The sequence below is a fragment of the Myxococcus sp. AS-1-15 genome (assembly GCF_020037055.1).
Classification (GTDB): domain Bacteria; phylum Myxococcota; class Myxococcia; order Myxococcales; family Myxococcaceae; genus Myxococcus; species Myxococcus fulvus.
In genome coordinates, this window is record NZ_JAIQDF010000001.1 from 465860 (window position 1) to 483664 (window position 17805).

The 17805-nt window shown below is 69.7% G+C and carries 16 protein-coding genes; 8 read left to right on the top strand and 8 right to left on the bottom strand.

What is annotated here, in order from left to right:
* Positions 1-116: 116 nt before the first annotated feature.
* The 5 genes from K8625_RS01950 (at position 117) to K8625_RS01970 (ending at position 6526) form a co-directional block, all read left to right on the top strand.
* On the top strand, positions 117-2171 hold the full coding sequence (locus K8625_RS01950) for a HAMP domain-containing methyl-accepting chemotaxis protein (protein ID WP_223781679.1): 2055 nt from the start codon (positions 117-119) through the stop codon (positions 2169-2171).
* A gap of 40 nt (positions 2172-2211) precedes the next feature.
* On the top strand, positions 2212-3495 hold the full coding sequence (locus K8625_RS01955; protein ID WP_223748511.1) for an MFS transporter: 1284 nt from the start codon (positions 2212-2214) through the stop codon (positions 3493-3495).
* 132 nt (positions 3496-3627) lie between these two features.
* Positions 3628-4173: a Sec-independent protein translocase protein TatB gene (tatB, locus tag K8625_RS01960; RefSeq protein ID WP_223748512.1), complete on the top strand. Its 546-nt coding sequence runs from the start codon at positions 3628-3630 to the stop codon at positions 4171-4173.
* A 39-nt stretch (positions 4174-4212) separates the two neighbouring features.
* Positions 4213-5418, top strand: coding sequence for a twin-arginine translocase subunit TatC (locus K8625_RS01965; protein WP_223748513.1), 1206 nt, complete (start codon positions 4213-4215; stop codon positions 5416-5418).
* A 16-nt stretch (positions 5419-5434) separates the two neighbouring features.
* Positions 5435-6526, top strand: coding sequence for a TrkA family potassium uptake protein (locus tag K8625_RS01970; protein ID WP_223748514.1), 1092 nt, complete (start codon positions 5435-5437; stop codon positions 6524-6526).
* A gap of 68 nt (positions 6527-6594) precedes the next feature.
* Here the strand turns inward: K8625_RS01970 and K8625_RS01975 are convergent, their stop codons facing one another.
* Positions 6595-7911, bottom strand: a complete 1317-nt coding sequence (locus tag K8625_RS01975) for an alpha/beta fold hydrolase (RefSeq protein WP_223781680.1) — start codon at positions 7909-7911, stop codon at positions 6595-6597.
* 404 nt (positions 7912-8315) lie between these two features.
* Positions 8316-8951: a glutathione S-transferase family protein gene (locus K8625_RS01980; protein WP_255653251.1), complete on the bottom strand. Its 636-nt coding sequence runs from the start codon at positions 8949-8951 to the stop codon at positions 8316-8318.
* Positions 8952-9094: 143 nt separating this feature from the next.
* On the opposite strand from K8625_RS01980, the gene K8625_RS01985 reads away from it, so the two are divergent.
* Positions 9095-9979 (top strand): bifunctional transcriptional activator/DNA repair enzyme AdaA, encoded by an 885-nt coding sequence (locus K8625_RS01985; protein WP_223748517.1) that lies wholly within the window; start codon positions 9095-9097, stop codon positions 9977-9979.
* A 6-nt stretch (positions 9980-9985) separates the two neighbouring features.
* Here the strand turns inward: K8625_RS01985 and K8625_RS01990 are convergent, their stop codons facing one another.
* Both K8625_RS01990 and K8625_RS01995 read right to left on the bottom strand, forming a co-directional pair.
* Entirely contained in the window at positions 9986-11566 is a 1581-nt protein-coding gene (locus K8625_RS01990; protein ID WP_223748518.1) for a hypothetical protein, read from the bottom strand.
* Between the two features lie 6 nt (positions 11567-11572).
* A complete protein-coding gene (locus K8625_RS01995) occupies positions 11573-11947 on the bottom strand; it encodes a hypothetical protein (protein ID WP_223748519.1) in 375 nt (124 codons plus the stop codon).
* Positions 11948-12124: 177 nt separating this feature from the next.
* Between K8625_RS01995 and K8625_RS02000 the strand changes: the two genes are divergently transcribed.
* Positions 12125-12940, top strand: coding sequence for a helix-turn-helix domain-containing protein (locus K8625_RS02000; RefSeq protein WP_223748520.1), 816 nt, complete (start codon positions 12125-12127; stop codon positions 12938-12940).
* 241 nt (positions 12941-13181) lie between these two features.
* The gene (locus K8625_RS02005; protein ID WP_223781681.1) at positions 13182-13937 is read left to right on the top strand and encodes a dienelactone hydrolase family protein; all 756 of its coding nucleotides are present in this window, start codon (positions 13182-13184) and stop codon (positions 13935-13937) included.
* A 15-nt stretch (positions 13938-13952) separates the two neighbouring features.
* Here K8625_RS02005 and K8625_RS02010 read toward each other — a convergent pair whose 3' ends face one another.
* The 4 genes from K8625_RS02010 to K8625_RS02025 are packed head-to-tail and all read right to left on the bottom strand — an operon-like array spanning position 13953 to position 17733.
* Positions 13953-14699 carry an SDR family oxidoreductase gene (locus K8625_RS02010; protein ID WP_223781682.1) on the bottom strand — a complete coding sequence of 249 codons (747 nt, stop codon included), beginning with the start codon at positions 14697-14699 and terminating at the stop codon, positions 13953-13955.
* Positions 14700-14713: 14 nt separating this feature from the next.
* A complete protein-coding gene (locus tag K8625_RS02015; protein ID WP_223781683.1) occupies positions 14714-15406 on the bottom strand; it encodes a histidine phosphatase family protein in 693 nt (230 codons plus the stop codon).
* Positions 15406-16491 carry a phosphotransferase family protein gene (locus tag K8625_RS02020; RefSeq protein WP_141323568.1) on the bottom strand — a complete coding sequence of 362 codons (1086 nt, stop codon included), beginning with the start codon at positions 16489-16491 and terminating at the stop codon, positions 15406-15408. The genes K8625_RS02015 and K8625_RS02020 overlap by 1 nt, the downstream gene beginning before the upstream one ends.
* Positions 16492-16497: 6 nt before the next feature.
* Positions 16498-17733 (bottom strand): acyl-CoA dehydrogenase family protein, encoded by a 1236-nt coding sequence (locus K8625_RS02025; RefSeq protein ID WP_223748524.1) that lies wholly within the window; start codon positions 17731-17733, stop codon positions 16498-16500.
* Positions 17734-17805 lie beyond the last annotated feature (72 nt).

The window sequence follows — 17805 nt, forward strand, 5'->3', positions numbered from 1 at the left end:
AGGACCTTACGCATCCAAGCGCGGGGATGTCAGGCTCCCGCCGGGGGGAGGGGCGGCCGAGGGGCCTGACCCCGGTTCTTGCCCTGCCGGTGTTTCCATTCCTACAGTGGCCCGCCTTGGCTCCGCGCTTCAAGAAACCCGGCCTGCGCAGCATCCTGCTCGGCTCCTTCGCCGTGGTGCTCGCCCTCATCCTCGGGACGCTCTACTTCGTCGTCCCGTCCCGGGTGGAGGACTTCCTGGAGACGCGCCTGACGAAGCACGGCGACGACAAGGCGCTCCAGGCGTCGCGTGACCTGGCCAACCTCTCCCTCACCATCCTGCCGCCCCTCCTGGAGACGCTCCACGGCGGCGACGACGACTTCGCGCTCATCGCCCTCATCACCCCGGATGGCCGCGTGCAGGCCGTGCATCCCCCCAGCGCGGAGGGGTGGCTGCTCAACAACCTGCGCGAGCAGCCGTCGAAGGACCCCGCCACGCTGGACGGCGCCGTCTTCGAGAACGGCAACAAGGCCAGCGTCCGTCCGGTGTCCCTGCACGAGGGGCCTGCCCACGTGCTGGTGGCGGTGAACTTCAGCTCGCTGGAGGAGGTCGTCACCTCGCTGCGGCACGTGGTGCTGCTGGCGTTCGGCATCGGCCTGGCGCTCTTCCTGGTGGTGGCCTTCTTCATCTCGCGTGCGTTCATCCTGGTGCCGCTGGACGCGATGATGACCATGGCGCGAAGGCTCGCGGAGGCGGACCTGACGGGCCGCGTGGACGTGGGCTCGCGCGACGAGCTGGGCCTGCTCGCCGAGGCGCTCAACCGCATCGCCCAGAGCTGGCGCGACACGCTGGGCCGGGTGCGCGGCGTGTCGGACGTGGTGGCCGGCGTCATCGAGCAGATCCACCGCACCGGCACCACCGTGTCCTCCGGCGCCAGCACCGTCCAGGCCCGCGTGGAGGAGACGTCCTCCTCCATGGTGGAGATGATGGCGTCCTTGCGCGGCATCGCGGAGAACGTGGAGGTCCTCTACCAGAGCGCCGAGGAGAGCAGCTCCTCCATCATGGAGATGGCGGCCACCAACGACGAGGTGGCGGAGAACGTCACCGCCATGGCCGCCAGCGTGGAGGAGACCACCAGCGCGATTGAAGAGATGACCTTCTCCATCAAGGAGGTCGCCAAGAACATCCAGGAGCTGTCCGCCTCCACGGAGGAGACGTCCTCGGCCATCAGCCAGATGGACGCGGCCATCGGTCAGGTGGAGGCCAACGCCAAGGAGACCGCGCGCCTGTCCGAGCAGGTCTTCGACGACGCGCAGACGGGCGTGGAGGCGCTGCGCAAGACGCTCACCGGCATCGACCGCATCAAGGGCTCCAGCCGCGCCGCCGCGGACGTCATCGACAGCCTGGGCCGGCGCATCTCCGAGATTGGCAACATCCTCAACGTCATCGACGACGTGGCCGAGCAGACCAACCTGCTCGCCCTCAACGCGGCCATCATCGCCGCGCAGGCCGGCGACCACGGCAAGGGCTTCGCGGTGGTGGCGGAGGAGATCAAGGACCTGGCCGAGCGCACCGGCGCGTCCACCAAGGAGATCGCCGAGCTCATCCGCAGCATCCAGGAGGAGAGCCGCAACGCCGTGGTGGTGATGAACCAGGGCGCGCGCAACGTGGAGGAGGGCGTGCAGCTGGGCCGCGAGGCGGAAGGGGCGCTGCGGAAGATCAACGACAGCACCCAGAAGTCCACGCAGATGGTGAAGGCCATCGCCCGTGCCACCGTGGAGCAGGCCCGCGGCAGCAAGCAGGTCACGGCCTCCATCCACCGCATCAGCGAGACGGTGCAGCAGATTTCGAAGGCCTCCAACGAGCAGGCCAAGGGCGGCGAGCAGATCATGAAGAGCGCGGAGAAGATGAAGACGCTCACCGCCCACGTGCAGCGCAGCAGCCAGGAGCAGGCGCACGGCAGCAAGCAGATCACCCGCTCCATCGAGAGCATCAACGAGATGGTGACCCACCTGAACCGCGCCCAGAAGGAGCAGACCAAGGGCAGCGAGCAGGTGCTCAAGGCGGTGGAGACCATCAAGGGCGTCTCCGAGCACCAGACACGCTCCGTCAAGCAGCTGGAGGAGGCCATCGACAACCTCCAGCGGCAGGCGGAGATCCTCCGGGGCGAGGTGCGCCGTTTCCGTGTCTAGCCGTGCGCGCGGCCCGCGAATGGCTTAAGGACAGGAGGACATGCCGACAGAGCGACAGGTGTCCGAGCGCTGGGTGGTCTTCCTGATTGGCGCGGTCCAGTTCGTCAACATCCTGGACTTCGTGATGGTGATGCCGCTGGGGCCCGACTTCGCCAAGGGCCTGGGCATCGCCTCGTCGCACATCGGCACCATCGGCGGCGCGTACACGGCGGCGGCCAGCGTCGCGGGGCTGTTGGGCGGCTACTTCCTGGACCGGTATGACCGGCGCCGGGCGCTGGCGGTGTCCATGCTGGGGCTGGTGGTGGCCACGGCGGCGGGAGGGCTGGCCACGGGGCTGTCCACGCTGATGCTCGCCCGGGTGGCCGCGGGCATCTTCGGCGGGCCCGCCACGTCGCTGTCCTTGTCCATCATCGCGGACCTGATTCCGGTGGAGCGGCGCGGACGCGCGCTGGGCGCGGTGATGGGCGCGTTCTCCGTGGCCTCCGTCGCGGGCGTGCCCATGGCGCTGAAGCTGGCGGAGCACGGCGGCTGGCGCCTGCCGTTCTTCGTCGTCGCGGCGCTGGGCCTGCTCGTGGTGGTGGGCGCCATCTTCTTCCTGCCGCCGATGCGCGGACACCTGACGGGTGCCACCGGACGGGCCCCGAGCGTGGGCGTGCTGGAGCTGCTCGGCCGCCGCGAGGTGCAGCTGTCCTACCTCATGACGGCGGTGGTGATGATGGCGGGCTTCGTGCTCATCCCCAACATCTCCGCCTACCTCCAGCAGAACCTGGGCTACCCGCGTGACCTGCTCTGGTTCCCGTACTTCGTGGGCGGCATCGTCAGCTTCGTCACGCTGCGGCTGGCGGGGCCGCTGGTGGACCGCTACGGCGCCTTCAGGCTGGGGACGGCGGGCTCGGTGCTGCTGCTGGTGGCGACCTACGTGGGCTTCGTGGACTACCCGCGCTGGCTGCCGATTCCGCTGCTCTTCGTGCTCTTCATGACGGCCATGGGCGTGCGCAACGTGTCCTACAACACGCTGACCTCGCGCGTGCCGGACAACCCGGTGCGCGCGCGCTTCATGTCGCTCCAGTCCGCCATCCAGCACATGGCCTCCGCGGTGGGGGCCTTCCTCAGCGCGCAGCTCCTGACGGACCTGCCGGACGGCACCCTGGGCGGCATGACGCGCGTGGCCTGGGTGTGCATGGGCCTGACGGTGGCGCTGCCGCCGATGTTGTGGGTGGTGGAGCGGCAGGTGCGCTCCCGGGAGCAGGCGCGCGCCCTGGCGGTGCCTGCTTCCCAGGGGCTGGCCGTCCCCCTGTCTCCCCAGGCGCACCCACACCAGTAGTCTCAGGCCCTTGGAAAGGGCCCGGCCGTCCCCCGGCCACGGTGTCGGGCGGACGTCCGGAAGCGTCGAGCGGTTGCGCCAGGGGGCCTGGGGCGCGATAAACCGGGCTGCTTCGGGGAGAGCCGTCAGGACATGTTCAACATCGGCGCAGGCGAAATGGTGCTCATCGCGGTGGCCGCGCTGCTCATCCTCGGGCCGCAGCGGTTGCCCGAGCTGGCGCGTGCCATCGGCAAGTTCATGCGGGAGTTCCGTCGCCAGACGGACGAGGTCCGCAACGTGGTGGAGCGCGAGTTCTACACGATGGACCAGGACCTGAATCGCGAGCCTCCGCCTCCGGTGCGTCCCACGCCCGTCTTCCCGCCCTCGCCCGCGCCCCAGGCGCTGCCGCCCGAGGGGCTGCACCAGGCCGCCGCGCCCGGGGAGCCCGGCGCCGAGCCGCCTTCCGTGGAGGCGCCTCGCGCCCGCGCCCCGCTGGGGCTGGACGGTGACGAGCACCCCATGGTCCCCGAGCCCGTCGCAGAAGCGCAGCCGGGCCTCCAGCCGCCCGAGCCGCAGCCCGCCGAGCCGGCTTCTTCTTCCTCCCCGTCCGCCGCCGCCGAGAGCGTGGGCGCGGATGGCCTGCCTCGACTCGCGCCGCTGCCTGGAACGGTGGCGCGCAACGCGCCGAAACGGAGCTGACCCCTGAGTCCCCAGCCTCTCGCCGACTCCGAGCTGCGGATGAGCTTGATGGAGCACCTGTCGGAGCTCCGCTCGCGGCTGCTCAAGTGCACCCTGGCCGTGCTCGGGCTGGGCCTGGTGTCGCTGCTGTTCGCCAAGCCCATCTTCGGCGTGCTGATGCGGCCCGTGCTGGACGCGCTGCCGGAGGGCAACCGCGCCCTCATCTACACGTCCGGCATCGAGGAGCTGAACGTCCTCATGAAGGTGGGCGTGTACTGCGGCGTGTTCCTCACCACGCCCGTCATCCTCTGGCAGATCTGGGGCTTCGTCTCGCCGGGGCTCTTCCCGGAGGAGCGCAAGTACGCGGCGCCGTTCGTCCTGTTCGGCTCGCTCGCGTTCATCCTGGGCGCGTGCTTCTGCTACTTCGCGGTGCTGCCCTCCATGTTCAAGTTCCTCCTCAACGAGGAGGAGACGCTCGCGCTGGAGCAGCGGCTGGACACGGCGAGGCTGCGCGCGGATGACGCCCTGCGCTTCCTGCGCGTGGGCGACGCGGAGCGGGCGGGGGTGCTCGCGAAGGAGACCAGCGCGTCGCTGCGCGCGGAAGGTGAGGGGCAGCTGACCGAGCCCGCGCGCTCGCCGTCGCAGGCGGTGGAGCTGAAGTCGCGGCTGGATGGCCTGGGCAAGCTGCTGGACGCGGCGGCGGACGGCTACGGTGTCCAGTCGCGCGCGGTGTTGCGGCAGGCGGTGGAGAAGAAGGTCGCGGCGGTGACGGCCTACGGCAAGCAGGACTACGTGGCGGCGTCGGTGGCCATGGACGAGGCGGCGAGCCTCTTGGCGGGCGTGGCTCCCACGCGCAGCGAGGAGCTGTCGGGGCTGTGGAAGCTGGAGAAGGAGCTGTCGGCGGGCGAGGCGCGGCACGAGGCGGAGCGGTGGACGCGGCCCATGCTGACGATGCACGAGCAGTTGTCGCTGGTGCTGCTGCTCATCCTGGCCTTCGGCATCATCTTCGAGCTGCCGCTGGTGATGGCGCTGTTGGGCATCGTGGGCGTGGTGCAGTCGCGCTGGCTGTTCAAGTATCAGCGGCACGCGTTCGTCTTCTGCCTCATCGCCGCGGCCATCATCACGCCCACCGGTGACGTGGTGAACCTGTCGCTGATGGCTGGCCCCATGCTGATGTGCTACGAGCTGGGCGTCTTCCTGGTGTGGCTGGTGGAGCGGCGCCGGGCGCGCAACGCGGCGGAGACGGGCATCACCCCGGTGTCCTGAGGAGGGGCGGCAGGCCATGTTCGGCTCCCGAAGACACCTGAGAGCCAACCTGCGCTACCTGCGCGCGTTGCTGCGCCGCTTCCGCACCACGCTGGTGCTGGCGGCGGGGCTGTTCGTGCTGGGGCCGCTCTTGTTCCACTGGCGCTACATCGGCCCGGACGGGGTGCCCATCTCCTTCGGAGAGGCGCTGCACCACGTCTACTTCCTGCTCTACGGGCAGCCGTCGCTGCCGTACGTGCATGACTGGGCCATCGAGGCGCTCAACGTGGTGATTCCGCCGGCGGGCATCGCCCTGGTGGCGGACGGCGTGGTGCGCTTCGCCTACCTCTACTTCGCCCGACACAAGAACGACAAGGAGTGGATCGAAGTGGTCACCGAGACGATGAAGGGCCACGTCGTGGTGTGCGGGGCGGGGCGGGTGGGCTACCGCGTGGTGACGCAGTTGAAGGAGATGGACAAGGACGTGGTGGTCGTGGAGAAGCGCGAGGACGCGGCCTTCGTCTCCGCGCTGCGGGATGAGAACGTGCCGTTGCTCATCGACGACACGCGCAGCCCGCTGTGCCTGCCACGCACCAACGTGAAGCACGCCTCCGCGATTGTGTGCGCCACGGACGACGACCTGGCGAACCTCAACATCGCGCTGGATGCGCGGAAGTTGAACCCGAACATCCGCGTGGTCATCCGCCTGTTCGACGAGGACTTGAGCGGCAAGGTGCGCGACACGTTCAAGGCGGAGGCCCTGTCCAGTTCGTCGCTCGCCGCGCCCGCCATGGCGCTGGCGGCGATGGACCCGCGCATCATCCACTCGTTCCATCTGGGAAAGCACCTGATGGTGGTGTCGCTCTTCGAGGCGCGCGAGGGCCTGCCGGGGCTGAACATCTCCGCCATTCGAGATCGCTTCGGTGGGCTGGCGTTGTCGCTCCTGCGCGACGGCCACGAGCAGCTCCACCCGGTGGGGGACGAGGTCATGCGCGCGGGGGACGTGCTGACGGTGCAGGCGTCGTATCCGGAGTACTGCCGCCTGCGCGCCTTCACCAACGAGGCGGACCCGCCCATCTTCGCGCACCAGGACCAGATTGGCCCGGTGTGGCCGCGCAAGGCGGGCTGAGTCCGCGGGGCCCGCGAATCACCCGGGCGCGGACGGCGTCCCTGACACGGCGCGCGAGGCCGCTCGATTCATGACGCGCGAGTACATCGAGTGTCCTCATCCGCGACTCGAGCCATGAGCGCGGAGCGCGCGAGCGCGAGCCCCGAGGGCAGGGTGAGGGCCCGGGCAAGCAGTGCCGCAAGGGGCGCCCATTCGATGAGGAAGCCATCGTGGCCGTGTGGGCTGGACAGCTCCGCGTGCTCGGCGTGGACGCCCTGGGCACGCAGTCGCTGGGCCAGCGCCTCCATGTGCTGCGGGAAGAAGAGCAGGTCCTGGTCGATGCCCACGCACAGGGCGCTCGCGCGGATGCGCTCCAGTCCTCCGTGTGGCGCTCTCGAAAGGTCGTGGTGGTCCATGGCCCCCAGCTGCGCCAGGTACGCGCGCCCGTCGAAGCGCGCCTCCAGCTTGCGGCCCTGGTGCTCCAGGTAGCTCTGCACCGGGTGCAGCGCGCGCGAGGACCACGTCGCGGGACGCGGCTGGTTCGTGTCCAATCCCGGCTCCGCGCGATACGTCAGCATGGCGAGCTGCCGCGCCAGCTCGAGGCCCCGGTGTGACGACTCGGGGAACCCCGGGTCCAGCAGCAACGCCTGCCGGGCCACGTGGTTGAGTCCCACCACCCACGCGGAGGCCGACTCCGCGGCGGCGATGGGGGCCATGCGAGCGAAGCGCTCGGGCGCGAGCGCGGCGAGGCAGAGCACAATCATCCCGCCCAGCGAGCCACCGGTGACGAGCTCCACCTCCTGGATGCCCAAGGCGTCGAGCGCGAGGAGGATGCTTCGCGCCTGGTCCCACGGCGTGAGCGTGGCGGGCAGGTGTTGCTCGTCCTGGCGCAGGTCGCCCTTGGCCAGCACGGGCGCGGGGCCGAAGCGCGAGTCGTCGGTGCGTCGGGGGAACCCCTCATCCGCGGGACCGGTGGTGCCGTAGCACGAGCCCAGGTTGTTGAAGCACAGCAGCCGCATGCGCGTCGGGTCCAGCACGCGGCCCGCGTCGATGAGCGGCTCCCACCAACCGCCCTCGCCACCCGCGCGCATGTCGCCCGTGAGCGCGTGCACCAGGAGCACGGTGGGGACGCGCGTCGAGGCCCGCGCTCCGCCGTGATGACGGGCACGCTCGGCGGCGTGGAGCAGCTCCTCTCGCGTGCGGCGCACGAGGCGCGGCGTGGTGGCCTGGGACTCCTCCTCCGAGAGGAGGTGCGCACGGGAGTGGAGCCAGGACAGGTCGTCCTCCGGGCCCCACCACCAACCACGCACCAGGTGCGGGGTGATGCGGGCGCCGGCTTCCAACGTCAGCTCTGGCGCGGTGACTTCGAAGAGGCGCGGCGAGGTCGCGCGAGTGAGGGGAGCCAAGGGATGTCTCCGGACAGACGGGGGGCTGCGCGGGCGCGAGCGTGCGCCCGTGAGGGAAGTGGAAGTGGGGTGTGAAGTGAACGGACGGCGGGGCTGGCTTCGCTGCGCTCCTGCGGGTGATGCGAGGGCGCTACGGGAGGGCCAGGAACGACGAAGCCCACCGACCCTCGCGGGTGGGTGGGCTCGGTGGCTCGCCAGGGTCGGACGCGACGTCAGCCGACACAGGCGGGCGCGAGCCCACCGGTCATCGACATTCGACGCATGGCGAAGAAGGACGTCATGGCCCTCACGGATAAACGCTCACCCCTCGCGAGTCAAGTCGACCCACGGACGAGTGCCCCATGTGGCACACCTCCGACATGGGATTCCGCGACGACGCGTGATTCTCCGTGCGGGCTCGCGCGTCACGGCGCGGTGACCATCGCGTTCGCCGGATACGGGGCGAGCGCACCGATGTGCCCGGGCTGGGCCTTCACCCGCGCGAGCCACCGGGACACCGCGGGGAAGTCCTCCAGGGACAGGCCCATGTCGGGCGCGAGATGCGCATAGGCATACAGCCCGATGTCGGCGACCGTGGGGCGCCCGCCGACGAGGAAGTCCTCGTGTTGGAGGTGTCGCTCCAACGTGGTGAGGGCGGCGCGGCCGGCCTCGACGCGCACGCGGAGGACCTCGGGAGGGTGCAGGCGAGCGCGCCCGGTGAGCACCCAGAAGCGCGCGGTGCCGATGTTGGGCTCGACGCAGTTCTGTTCGAAGAAGAGCCACTGGTGGACCTGGGCGCGCTCGAAGGCGTCGCGAGGCAGCAGCGGCGTGTCCTCGGCGAGGAACAGGAGGATGGCGTTGGACTCGGCGAGGAAGCGTCCGGGCTCCGGCTCCAGCACGGGGATGCGTCCGGCGGGGTTCTTGTGGCGCAGGAAGTCGGGGGTGTGGCTCTCGCCCGCGAAGATGTCCACGGGGACGAGCTCATAGGGCCGGCCGAGCCAGGACAACAGGTGGCGCAGCTTGTAGCCATTGGCGGAGGCCGCGCAGTCGTAGAGACGCATGGGGGCACTGTAAGTCGCCCACCAGCGGGCGGACGACCCGGTCCTTGCTGCGCGCCGGAGGGGGATGGCCGCAAGAACCGGGTTGAAGGGCGCGGGCCCTGGGGCCATACCCAGGGATGGACACACCTATTGGGAGCCGGGACATGGCCAACAGCGACTACGCCCGAATCGAGCAGGCGATTCTCTATCTCGATGCGCACGCGCGTGAGCAGCCCTCCCTGGACGACGTCGCCGCGCACGTGGGCCTGAGTCCCTTCCACTTCCAGCGCCTGTTCACCCGCTGGGCGGGAATCAGCCCCAAGCGCTTCCTCCAGATTCACACGCTCAGCTCGGCGCGCCGGCTGCTGGCCGAGCGGCGCAGCGTGCTCGACACGTCCTTCGCCGTGGGGCTGTCCGGAGGCGGGCGGCTGCACGAGCTGTTCGTGACGCTGACGGCGATGACGCCCGGGGAGTTCAAGCTCGCGGGGGACGGCCTGACGATTCACCATGGCGTGCACGCGTCGCCCTTTGGTGACTGCCTCATCGCCGTCTGCGAGCGCGGCATCTGCGGACTGCACTTCCTGACGGGCGAGTCGGAGGTCGAGGCGCTGGAGTCCCTGCGCGAGCAGTGGCCGAAGGCGAGCTTCATCGAATCCACGAAGCTGACGGCGCCGTGGGCCGGACGCATCTTCCCCCAGACGCCGCCGCGTGAGCGCACGCCGCTGTCGGTGCTGGTGAAGGGGACGCCGTTCCAGGTGCAGGTATGGCAGGCGCTGCTGCGCGTGGCGCCGGGCGACGTGGCGACGTACGAGGACCTGGCGAAGGCCATCGGCAGGCCCAAGGCGGTGCGCGCCGTGGGCTCCGCGGTGGGGGACAACTCGGTGGCGTTGCTGATTCCCTGCCACCGCGTGCTGCGCAAGACGGGCGTCATCGGCGACTACCGGTGGGGCAGCTCACGCAAGCAGGTGATGCTCGCGTGGGAGACGCTGCGCCGCGAGGCCGACAACGAGGACGGGGACGGCGAGGCCCTCCAGTCCGGACTGGCGTGACGCGGCTCAGCCCAGCGCGGCGAGCGCCGACACCTTGGCGATGATCTCCGGCGCGGCCTGCACCAGGGTGGCGATCAGCAGCAGCCAACCGATGACCCCCGAGACGGCGCGACTGACCAGCCGGATGACGAGTGACAGCACGGTCCCGGCGAGCCCGATGGCCGCCGACACCCGCTCCAGGCGCCCGAGCAGCTGTCGCGCGTCCGCCACCGATGCCTGCGCGTCGATGAACAGCACCGTGTCGCAGTCCATGTTGAGCCGGCAGCCCATGTCCAGCCGGGGCGCGGGAGGCAGCAGCTGTCCGCCCAGGAAGATGCCCACGCCATCCGCGAACGCGGTGGCCGCGCGGCCAATCGCGCCCAGCACGTCGTTGGCGACCTGGAAGAGGGAGCGGAACACGTTGCGCGCCAGCGTCTTGAAGAACTCCCCGACGGACCGGAAGATGCTCACCACCGTCTCACCGAGCCGCTGCACCTGGCGCTTGAGCCACTTGAAGGTGCGCTTGATGCCGTCCCAGAGGAAGAAGTCCGAGTTGTCGACCTCGCTCGTCCAGTAGTCCTGGAGCTCGGCCTGGTTGTTCTCGACGAACTTCACGAGGTCGTCGCGGGACACGTCCTCCTCGCGCTGCTGGCGCACGAAGTCCTCGAAGAGCGCGGGCGTCACCTGCGTGGTGTGCAGCAGCACCAGCGCCTCGAACGTGGGCCGCGCCGGGCTGTTCCTCCAGTACTGGTCCAGCGCCTTGCGCAGCTTCGACGCGGTGACGGGCTCGCGGATGTCTCCCATCGGGTAGCCGTTCAGCCACAGCTCGTTGCGCGCGAGCCGCAGGAGGAAGCGCCGCGACGCGGTGGGCAGCTTCTTCTCCTCCAGCTCCCGCTCGGGGAGGAAGCTCCGCAGCTCGGGCGTGCCCTGGGCCACCTTCTCCAGCAGCTCATCGTGAGACATCAGCAGCCGCAGCGTCTCCCGCTCGGTGATGCTCGAGGATGCGGTCAGGCCCAGCTCGAACATCACGGCCCGGAAGCGCGCCAGCTGGATGCGCAGGTTGTTCGTGTCGCTCGGGTCGACCTTGACGTTGTCGCGCAGGCCCAGCGTCGTCAGCCGCAGCTGCGCGGCGCGCAGGAGCACGGGCTTCGCCACGCCATGGGCGGGGTACCACCGGTCGATGTCGAGCGGGTCCTCCAACGTGACGAGCTCCTGGAGCGCATCCCACGTCGCCTGCTCGATGGTGGCGCCGCTGGGCGCGAGCCCGATGTCCACGCGGAACGGGTTGAGGCCCTTGAGCAGCGCCGCGTCCATCTTGTCGCTGGTGGGGTCCCCCACGTCGTAGCCCAGGTGACTCAGGCGCAGGCGGACGGCGCGCACCACCAGCTTGTAGCGCTCATAGTTGGCGCCCTGCGACGAGGGCGTCAGCTCCGACAGAGGCACCAGCCCCGCGTGCTGCTCCAGGACCTGGAGGTTCTCCTCCAGGTTCATGGCGGTCTCCAACGGGTCGAGCCCACGGCCCTTCAGCGGCACGCCTCGCGCCGCGGGGAGCCGTGTCGGCGCGTCGAACAGCGCCGCGATGCGGACCGACTCGGGAGAGGACGGCATCGTCGCTCAGCCCTTCTTGACGATGTCCTTGAGCAGGTCGCCGAAGAAGTCCACGACGGACTTGCGCGCGGCGATGCTGGTCTCCACCGACTTGCGATGCAGGTCGAGCAGCTCCTGCAGCCGGGGGATGTCCTGCTCATCGGTCTGGAAGAGCTTCATGTCGCCATCGAACTTCACCTGCGTCGCGGCGACGAGCTTGATGGTGGCCTGGGTCGTCGCGCTTCCCACGGAGCTCGTCGTCAGGTTGTCCCAGTCGATGGTGGGCTTGCCGCCGGTGGTGTTGATGATGTGCTTCACCTGACCGGTGTAGGTGATGACCTCCAACGTGACGAGGTCGTCGACCGCCGTGTTGAGCTTCTCGATGGCTTGCTTGAGTCCCATGTGGTGTTCCCCCTCGAAAGGCTCGCGGAGTCACGCGAAGCCCGTAAGCCGGGGAGTCTAGCGTGGGCTCGAACGCCGGCGTCAACGTCGGCGGTGCGTAGGGTGGAGTCCACACGGGTCGTCGACGACCTTCGAGACGCGTCTGCCATTGTGTAGGGTCGTCCCGGGATTCGTCACATGGCCTTCCTCGCCCTGGCTCCGCACACCACGCTCTCGCCGCAGGTCCTCGGTTATTGGTTCATTGAGGACCTGGAGGGTTCGTACGAGGGCAAGCCCATCCGCACCACGCCCACCGCGGCGGCGGTGCTGACGCTCAACTTTGGCCGACCGTGTGGGAGTGAGTTCTCGGCCGGAGCGCCGCGCGCCTCGTTGCTGGGCGTCCAGAGTCGTCCGCGCAGCTGGAGCTCCGGGGAGGGGTGCTCCTTCGTCATGGTGATGTTGCGGCCGCCGGGATTGGCGCGGCTGTTTCCCTCGACGGGGTTGGAGAGCCGTGACGACCTCATCGAGCTGGGCGGGCTGCTGGGGGACGGGCCCGCGCGAAGGCTCTGTGACGACCTCGCGGCGGCGGGGACTCCCAGGCGGGTCGCGGACCGGCTGGATGCGTGGCTGCTCCAGCGGATGCGGATGGGCGGTGAACTGGAGCGGCTCGAGAGGGCCTGGGCGACGTTGGCGAGGACCTCTCGCGTGAGCACGACGGCGCGAGGAATGGGGGTGTCGACGCGACAGCTGGAGAGGTGGTTCCGGGCGCACGTGGGTTGTACGCCCAAGCAACTGCTCGGGCTCGACCGCGTCCAGGCGAGCCTCCATGCGACGCAGACGGGGCAGGGTGACCCGCTGCACGGGTTCAGCGACCAGGCCCACCAGATTCGCCAGTGGCGTCGCTACCTCGGCGTGACGCCGGGACGGTACGAGCGGAGGAAGTGGTCCATCCTCGCCGAGTACTTCGCCCAGGCGCGAGACGCCGCGCCCGACGGACTCGCGCACTTCTTCTGAAGGGCGGGCTCGCGCGCCTGCGCCCTGAAGAACGTCGACCCCATGCGTCGCCGGCGGGCACGGCGCCGCACCAGCGCGCCTCCCCGCGACGGCAGGGCCGCGGCGAGGAATGGAGGCGAATCATCGCGACAAGGGCGCCGCTCGCGTGAGCGGAGGGCCCACGGGCATGTCGCATTCGTTCAAGACCCGCGCCGCGCCCGGCTCCAGATTGTCGCTTCGCAGGCAGCGAGGAGACACGGTGATGTCGGGACGGCAGGAGGCAGTCATCCACGGAGAGCCCGTGGAGTATCGCGAGGGAGAGACCCTCTGTGAGGGATACGTGGCCTGGGACCGTCGGGAAGACCGCCGTCGTCCCTGCGTGCTCCTGGCGCATGCCTGGGATGGACTCAACGCGCCCATCCGCGCGAAGGCGGAGGAGTTCGCCGCGTTGGGCTACCTGTGCTTCGCGGTGGATGTGTACGGCAAGGGCGTGCGAGGCGGCGTCGCGGACGACAACTCGCGCCTGATGGGTCCCTTCATGGAGGACCGAGCGATGCTGCGTCGCCGGCTGGTCGCTGGCTTCGAGGCCGCGCTGCGCCATCCGCGGGTCGACCCGGAGCGCATCGTCGTCATCGGCTACTGCTTCGGTGGCCTCTGCGCATTGGACCTCGCGCGCAGCGCCGTACCGGGCCTGAAGGCCGCCGTGAGCTTCCACGGAGTCCTCGTGCCGCCGAGGCTCGGGCCTCAGCCCTCCATCACGGCCAAGGTCCTCATCCTGCACGGCTGGGAGGACCCCACCAGCTCGAAGGAGGACGTGCTCGCGGTGGCGCGCGAGCTGACGGAGGCGGGCGCGGACTGGCAGCTCCACGCGCACGGCCACGCGATGCACGCCTTCACCTACCCAGGGCTCCACAACCCCGAGGCCGGGCTCCAGTACCACCCCGACGCGGCCCGGCGGACCTGGGCCGCGATGCGCGCGTTCCTCGACGAGGTCTTCGTGGACGCCGGGCCCCGGTGAGCCGCCTGCTCGGACTCAGGACATCTTCGCGACGAGCTTCAGCGGCAGGTTGCGCAGGAAGAAGCCGACGACGCCCCACGGCCATCCGGGAACGTAGGCGCTCGACGGCTCCTTCTCGATGGCCTTCACCAGCGCGCGCGAGCCCCGCTCCGAGTCCACCGCGAAGGGCAGGTTCTTCGCCCCCGCGTTCAGCTCCGTGTGGATGTAGCCGGGATAAATCGTGGAGACCTTGATGGGCGTGCCGAGCAGCTCCGCGCGGATGCCCTCGGTCAGCGTGGCCAGCCCGGCCTTCGTCGCCGCGTACACGGTGAGGTGACGGGGCAGCCCGCGCATGGCGCTCATCGAGGAGATGGTGACCAGGTGTCCGTGGCCCTGCTTGCGGAGGATGCCCACGGCCGCCTCGCACTGGGCCACGGCGGCCACGAAGTTCGTCTGGGCCGTCTTCGCGTTGGTGGCGAAGTGGCCCGTGCCGATGCGCTTCCCCACGCCGATGCCCGCGTTGATGATGATGCGGTCCAGCCCGCCGAGGTCCTGGGCGAACGCCTCGAAGACCTCGAACACCCGCTCGTGCTCGTTCACATCCAGCTCCCGCACGGAGACCTGGATGCCGGGGTGCTTCGAGAGCAGCTCCGCGCGCAGCGCCTCCAGCCGGTCCGTCCGTCGAGCGCACAGCGCGAGGTTGCGTCCCCGCGCCGCGAACTCGCGGGCCATGCCCTCACCCAGTCCGGAGCTCGCGCCCGTAATCAGGATGTTCCTTCGCATGGCCCGAAGCTCCCTCAGCGGTAGGTGATGAGGGCCTGGTTCGGCCCCTCGAAGTGCGTGTGCTCGTTGAGCGAGGACAGGTAGCGCCCGCGCTCACTGTAGATGACCTTCGTCACGCCGCAGTTGGCCAGCGTCCAGTTGAGCCGGAACGCGTGCTCGTCGGGAATCTGGAGCAGCTGCTGACAGATGGCGGTGACGGGGCCGCCCGAGGTGAACACCAGCGCCGTCTTGGATGGCCCCAGCCCGTGGATGAGCGAATCGAGCGCGCGCAGGCAGCGCTCGCGGAACACGGGCCAGGGCTCGGTGTACTCGGCGTCGTGCTTGCCGGCGACCCAGCGGGCCACGGCCTCGGTGAAGAGCGCCTGGAACGCGCGGCGCGGCTCCGGCGTCGAGGCGAGGTCCTCGGCCAGCGCGGCGTGGTTGGCGTAGCGGGGCGTGTGGCGGACGACCAGCTCGTCGTGGTCGAACTCGTTGAAGCCGGGGCTGCGCGTGGGCATCAGGTCCACGCCCATGGCCGAGAGGCATGTCTCCGCCGTCTGCCGGTGACGGGTGAGCGTGCCGGCCACCACCGCGTCGAGACGCGGCAGCCGCGTCTTGAGCGCCTCGCCGAGCACTCGGGCCTGCACGAAGCCGGTCTCGGAGAGCTGGTCGTAGTCCTCCGCGCCGAAGGACGCCTGTCCATGGCGGATGAGGTACACGACGCCCATCACCGCCCTCCCTTCTTGATGAGCCGCTTGCAGCGCCAGTCGTAGTACGTCACCAGCGTCCAGAAGTTCTTGAACGCCGGGTTGCGCGTCTGCTTGTGGTGATAGCGGTAGTAGATCTGCTGGATGATGCCGGCGAGCCGGAAGATTCCGAAGACCTCGTAGAAGGTCCAGCTGGCGGGCTTCAGGCCGGAGCGCTGGAGGTAGTAGTCGACGACCTCCCGGCGGCTCATCATGCCCGGCATGTGCGTGGGCTGACGGCGCGTGGCGCGCATGAAGAAGTCGTCATCCGACTCGACCCAGTACGCGAGCGCGCTGCCCAAATCCATCAGCGGGTCGCCCAGCGTGGCCATCTCCCAGTCGAGCACACCGATGACCTGCGTGGGCTCGCCCGGGTCCAGCACCACGTTGTCGAAGCGCCAGTCGTTGTGGATGACGCAGGTGGCGATGTCGTCGGGGATGTGGTCCTTGAGCCAGTCGCGCACGTACTTGAAGCTCGGCACGTTCCACGTGCGCGCCTTCTCGTAGCGGTCCGACCAGCCCTCCACCTGGCGGCGGGGATAGCCCGCGCCCTTGCCGAGCGATGACAGGCCGACGGCCTGGGCATCCACCGCGTGCAGCTCCAGCAGCTTGTCGATGACGTTGACGCACAGCTTGCGCGTCTCGCCGGCGCTCAGGTTCATCCCGCGCGGCATGTTGGCGCGGGGGATGATGCCCTCGATGCGCTCCATGACGTAGAAGTCCGCGCCGATGACGGACGCGTCCTGGCACAGCGCCACCATCTCCGGCACGAACGGGTAGGCGGGCCGGAGCGCCTTCTGCACGCGGTACTCGCGCGACATGTCGTGCGCGGACTTCGCCTTGGTGCCCGCGGGAGGGCGGCGGAGGATGAGGTCGCGCTTGGGGTACTTGAGCCGGTAGGTCCAGTTGGACGCGCCGCCGGAGAACTGCGTCACGGTGGGCAGGCCCTCGAGCGTCGGTACCTGCTTCTTGAGCCAGGCATCGACGGCGGGGACGTTCAGCTCCTCACCGGCGCGGACGGAGCTGGGTGAATCCAGGGTGGATTTCGGGGCGGCGTGGGTGGCCATGGTGCGTCACCTCTTGGAGAAGCCGCGCTTGGCCAGCTCGATGCGGGCGATGACGCCCTTGTGCACCTCGTCCGGGCCGTCCGCGAGCCGCAGCGTGCGCGCCTGGCCGAAGAAGCCCGCGAGCACCGTGTCGTTGGACACGCCCGCGCCGCCGTGAATCTGGATGGCGTCGTCGACGATGCGCTGGAGCACGCTGGGGGCCACGACCTTGATGGCGGAGATTTCGGTCATCGCGCCGAGGGCGCCCACCTGGTCCATCTTCCACGCCGCGTAGAGCGTGAGCAGGCGGGCCTGGTCGATGGCGATGCGGGCCTCGGCCACGCGCTCGCGGTTGCCGCCCAGGTTGAGCAGGGGCTTGCCGAAGGCGGTGCGGTTCATCCCGCGGTCAATCATCAGCTCCAGCGCCCGCTCGGAGGCGCCGATGCAGCGCATGCAGTGGTGGATGCGGCCGGGGCCCAGCCGGCCCTGGGCAATCTCGAAGCCCATGCCGGGGCCGCCGATGATGTTGGAGACGGGGACGCGGACGTTGGTGAAGTGCACCTCGCCGTGGCCGTGGGGGGCGTCGTACTCGCCGAAGACGGGGAGCATGCGCTTGATGGACACGCCCGGCGAGTCCAGGGGCACGAGCACCATGGAGTGCTGGTGGTGGCGGTCTCCGCCGGTGTCGGGCGTGCGCGCCATGAAGATGGCGATCTTCGCCTTGGGGTGGCCCAGGCCGGTGGTCCACCACTTGGAGCCGTTGAGGATGACCTCGTCCTTCTCGACGACGGCGGTGGCCTCCATGTTGGTGGCGTCGGAGGAGGCGACGCCGGGCTCGGTCATGCAGAAGACGGAGCGGATTTCGCCGGCGAGCAGCGGGGTGAGCCACTGCTTCTGCTGGGCGGGGGTGCCGTACTTCCAGAGCACCTCCATGTTGCCGGTGTCGGGGGCGTTGCAGTTGAAGACCTCGGGGGCCATGAGGCTGCGCCCGGTCTCCTCGGCGATGGGGGCGTACTCGAGCGTGGACAGGCCCGGGGCGAGCTTCTCATCGGGGAGGAAGAGGTTCCAGAGGCCGGCCGCGCGGGCCTTGGCCTTGAGGTCCTCCATGACGGAGGACACGGGCCAGGTCTTCCAGTCACCGCCGCGCGAGGCCTCCATGACCTCCTGGTAGTAGCGGGCCTCGTTGGGCTCGATGTGCTCGCGCATGAACTGCTTCACGCGCTCCAGGTAGTCCTTGCCTCTGGCGCTCGGCTCGAAGTCCACGGTGCTGCCTCCTCTCACGAGAGGCGCTCATCCTTGGCACCCGGCCCTTGTTGAATCCACTGAATGTTGGTC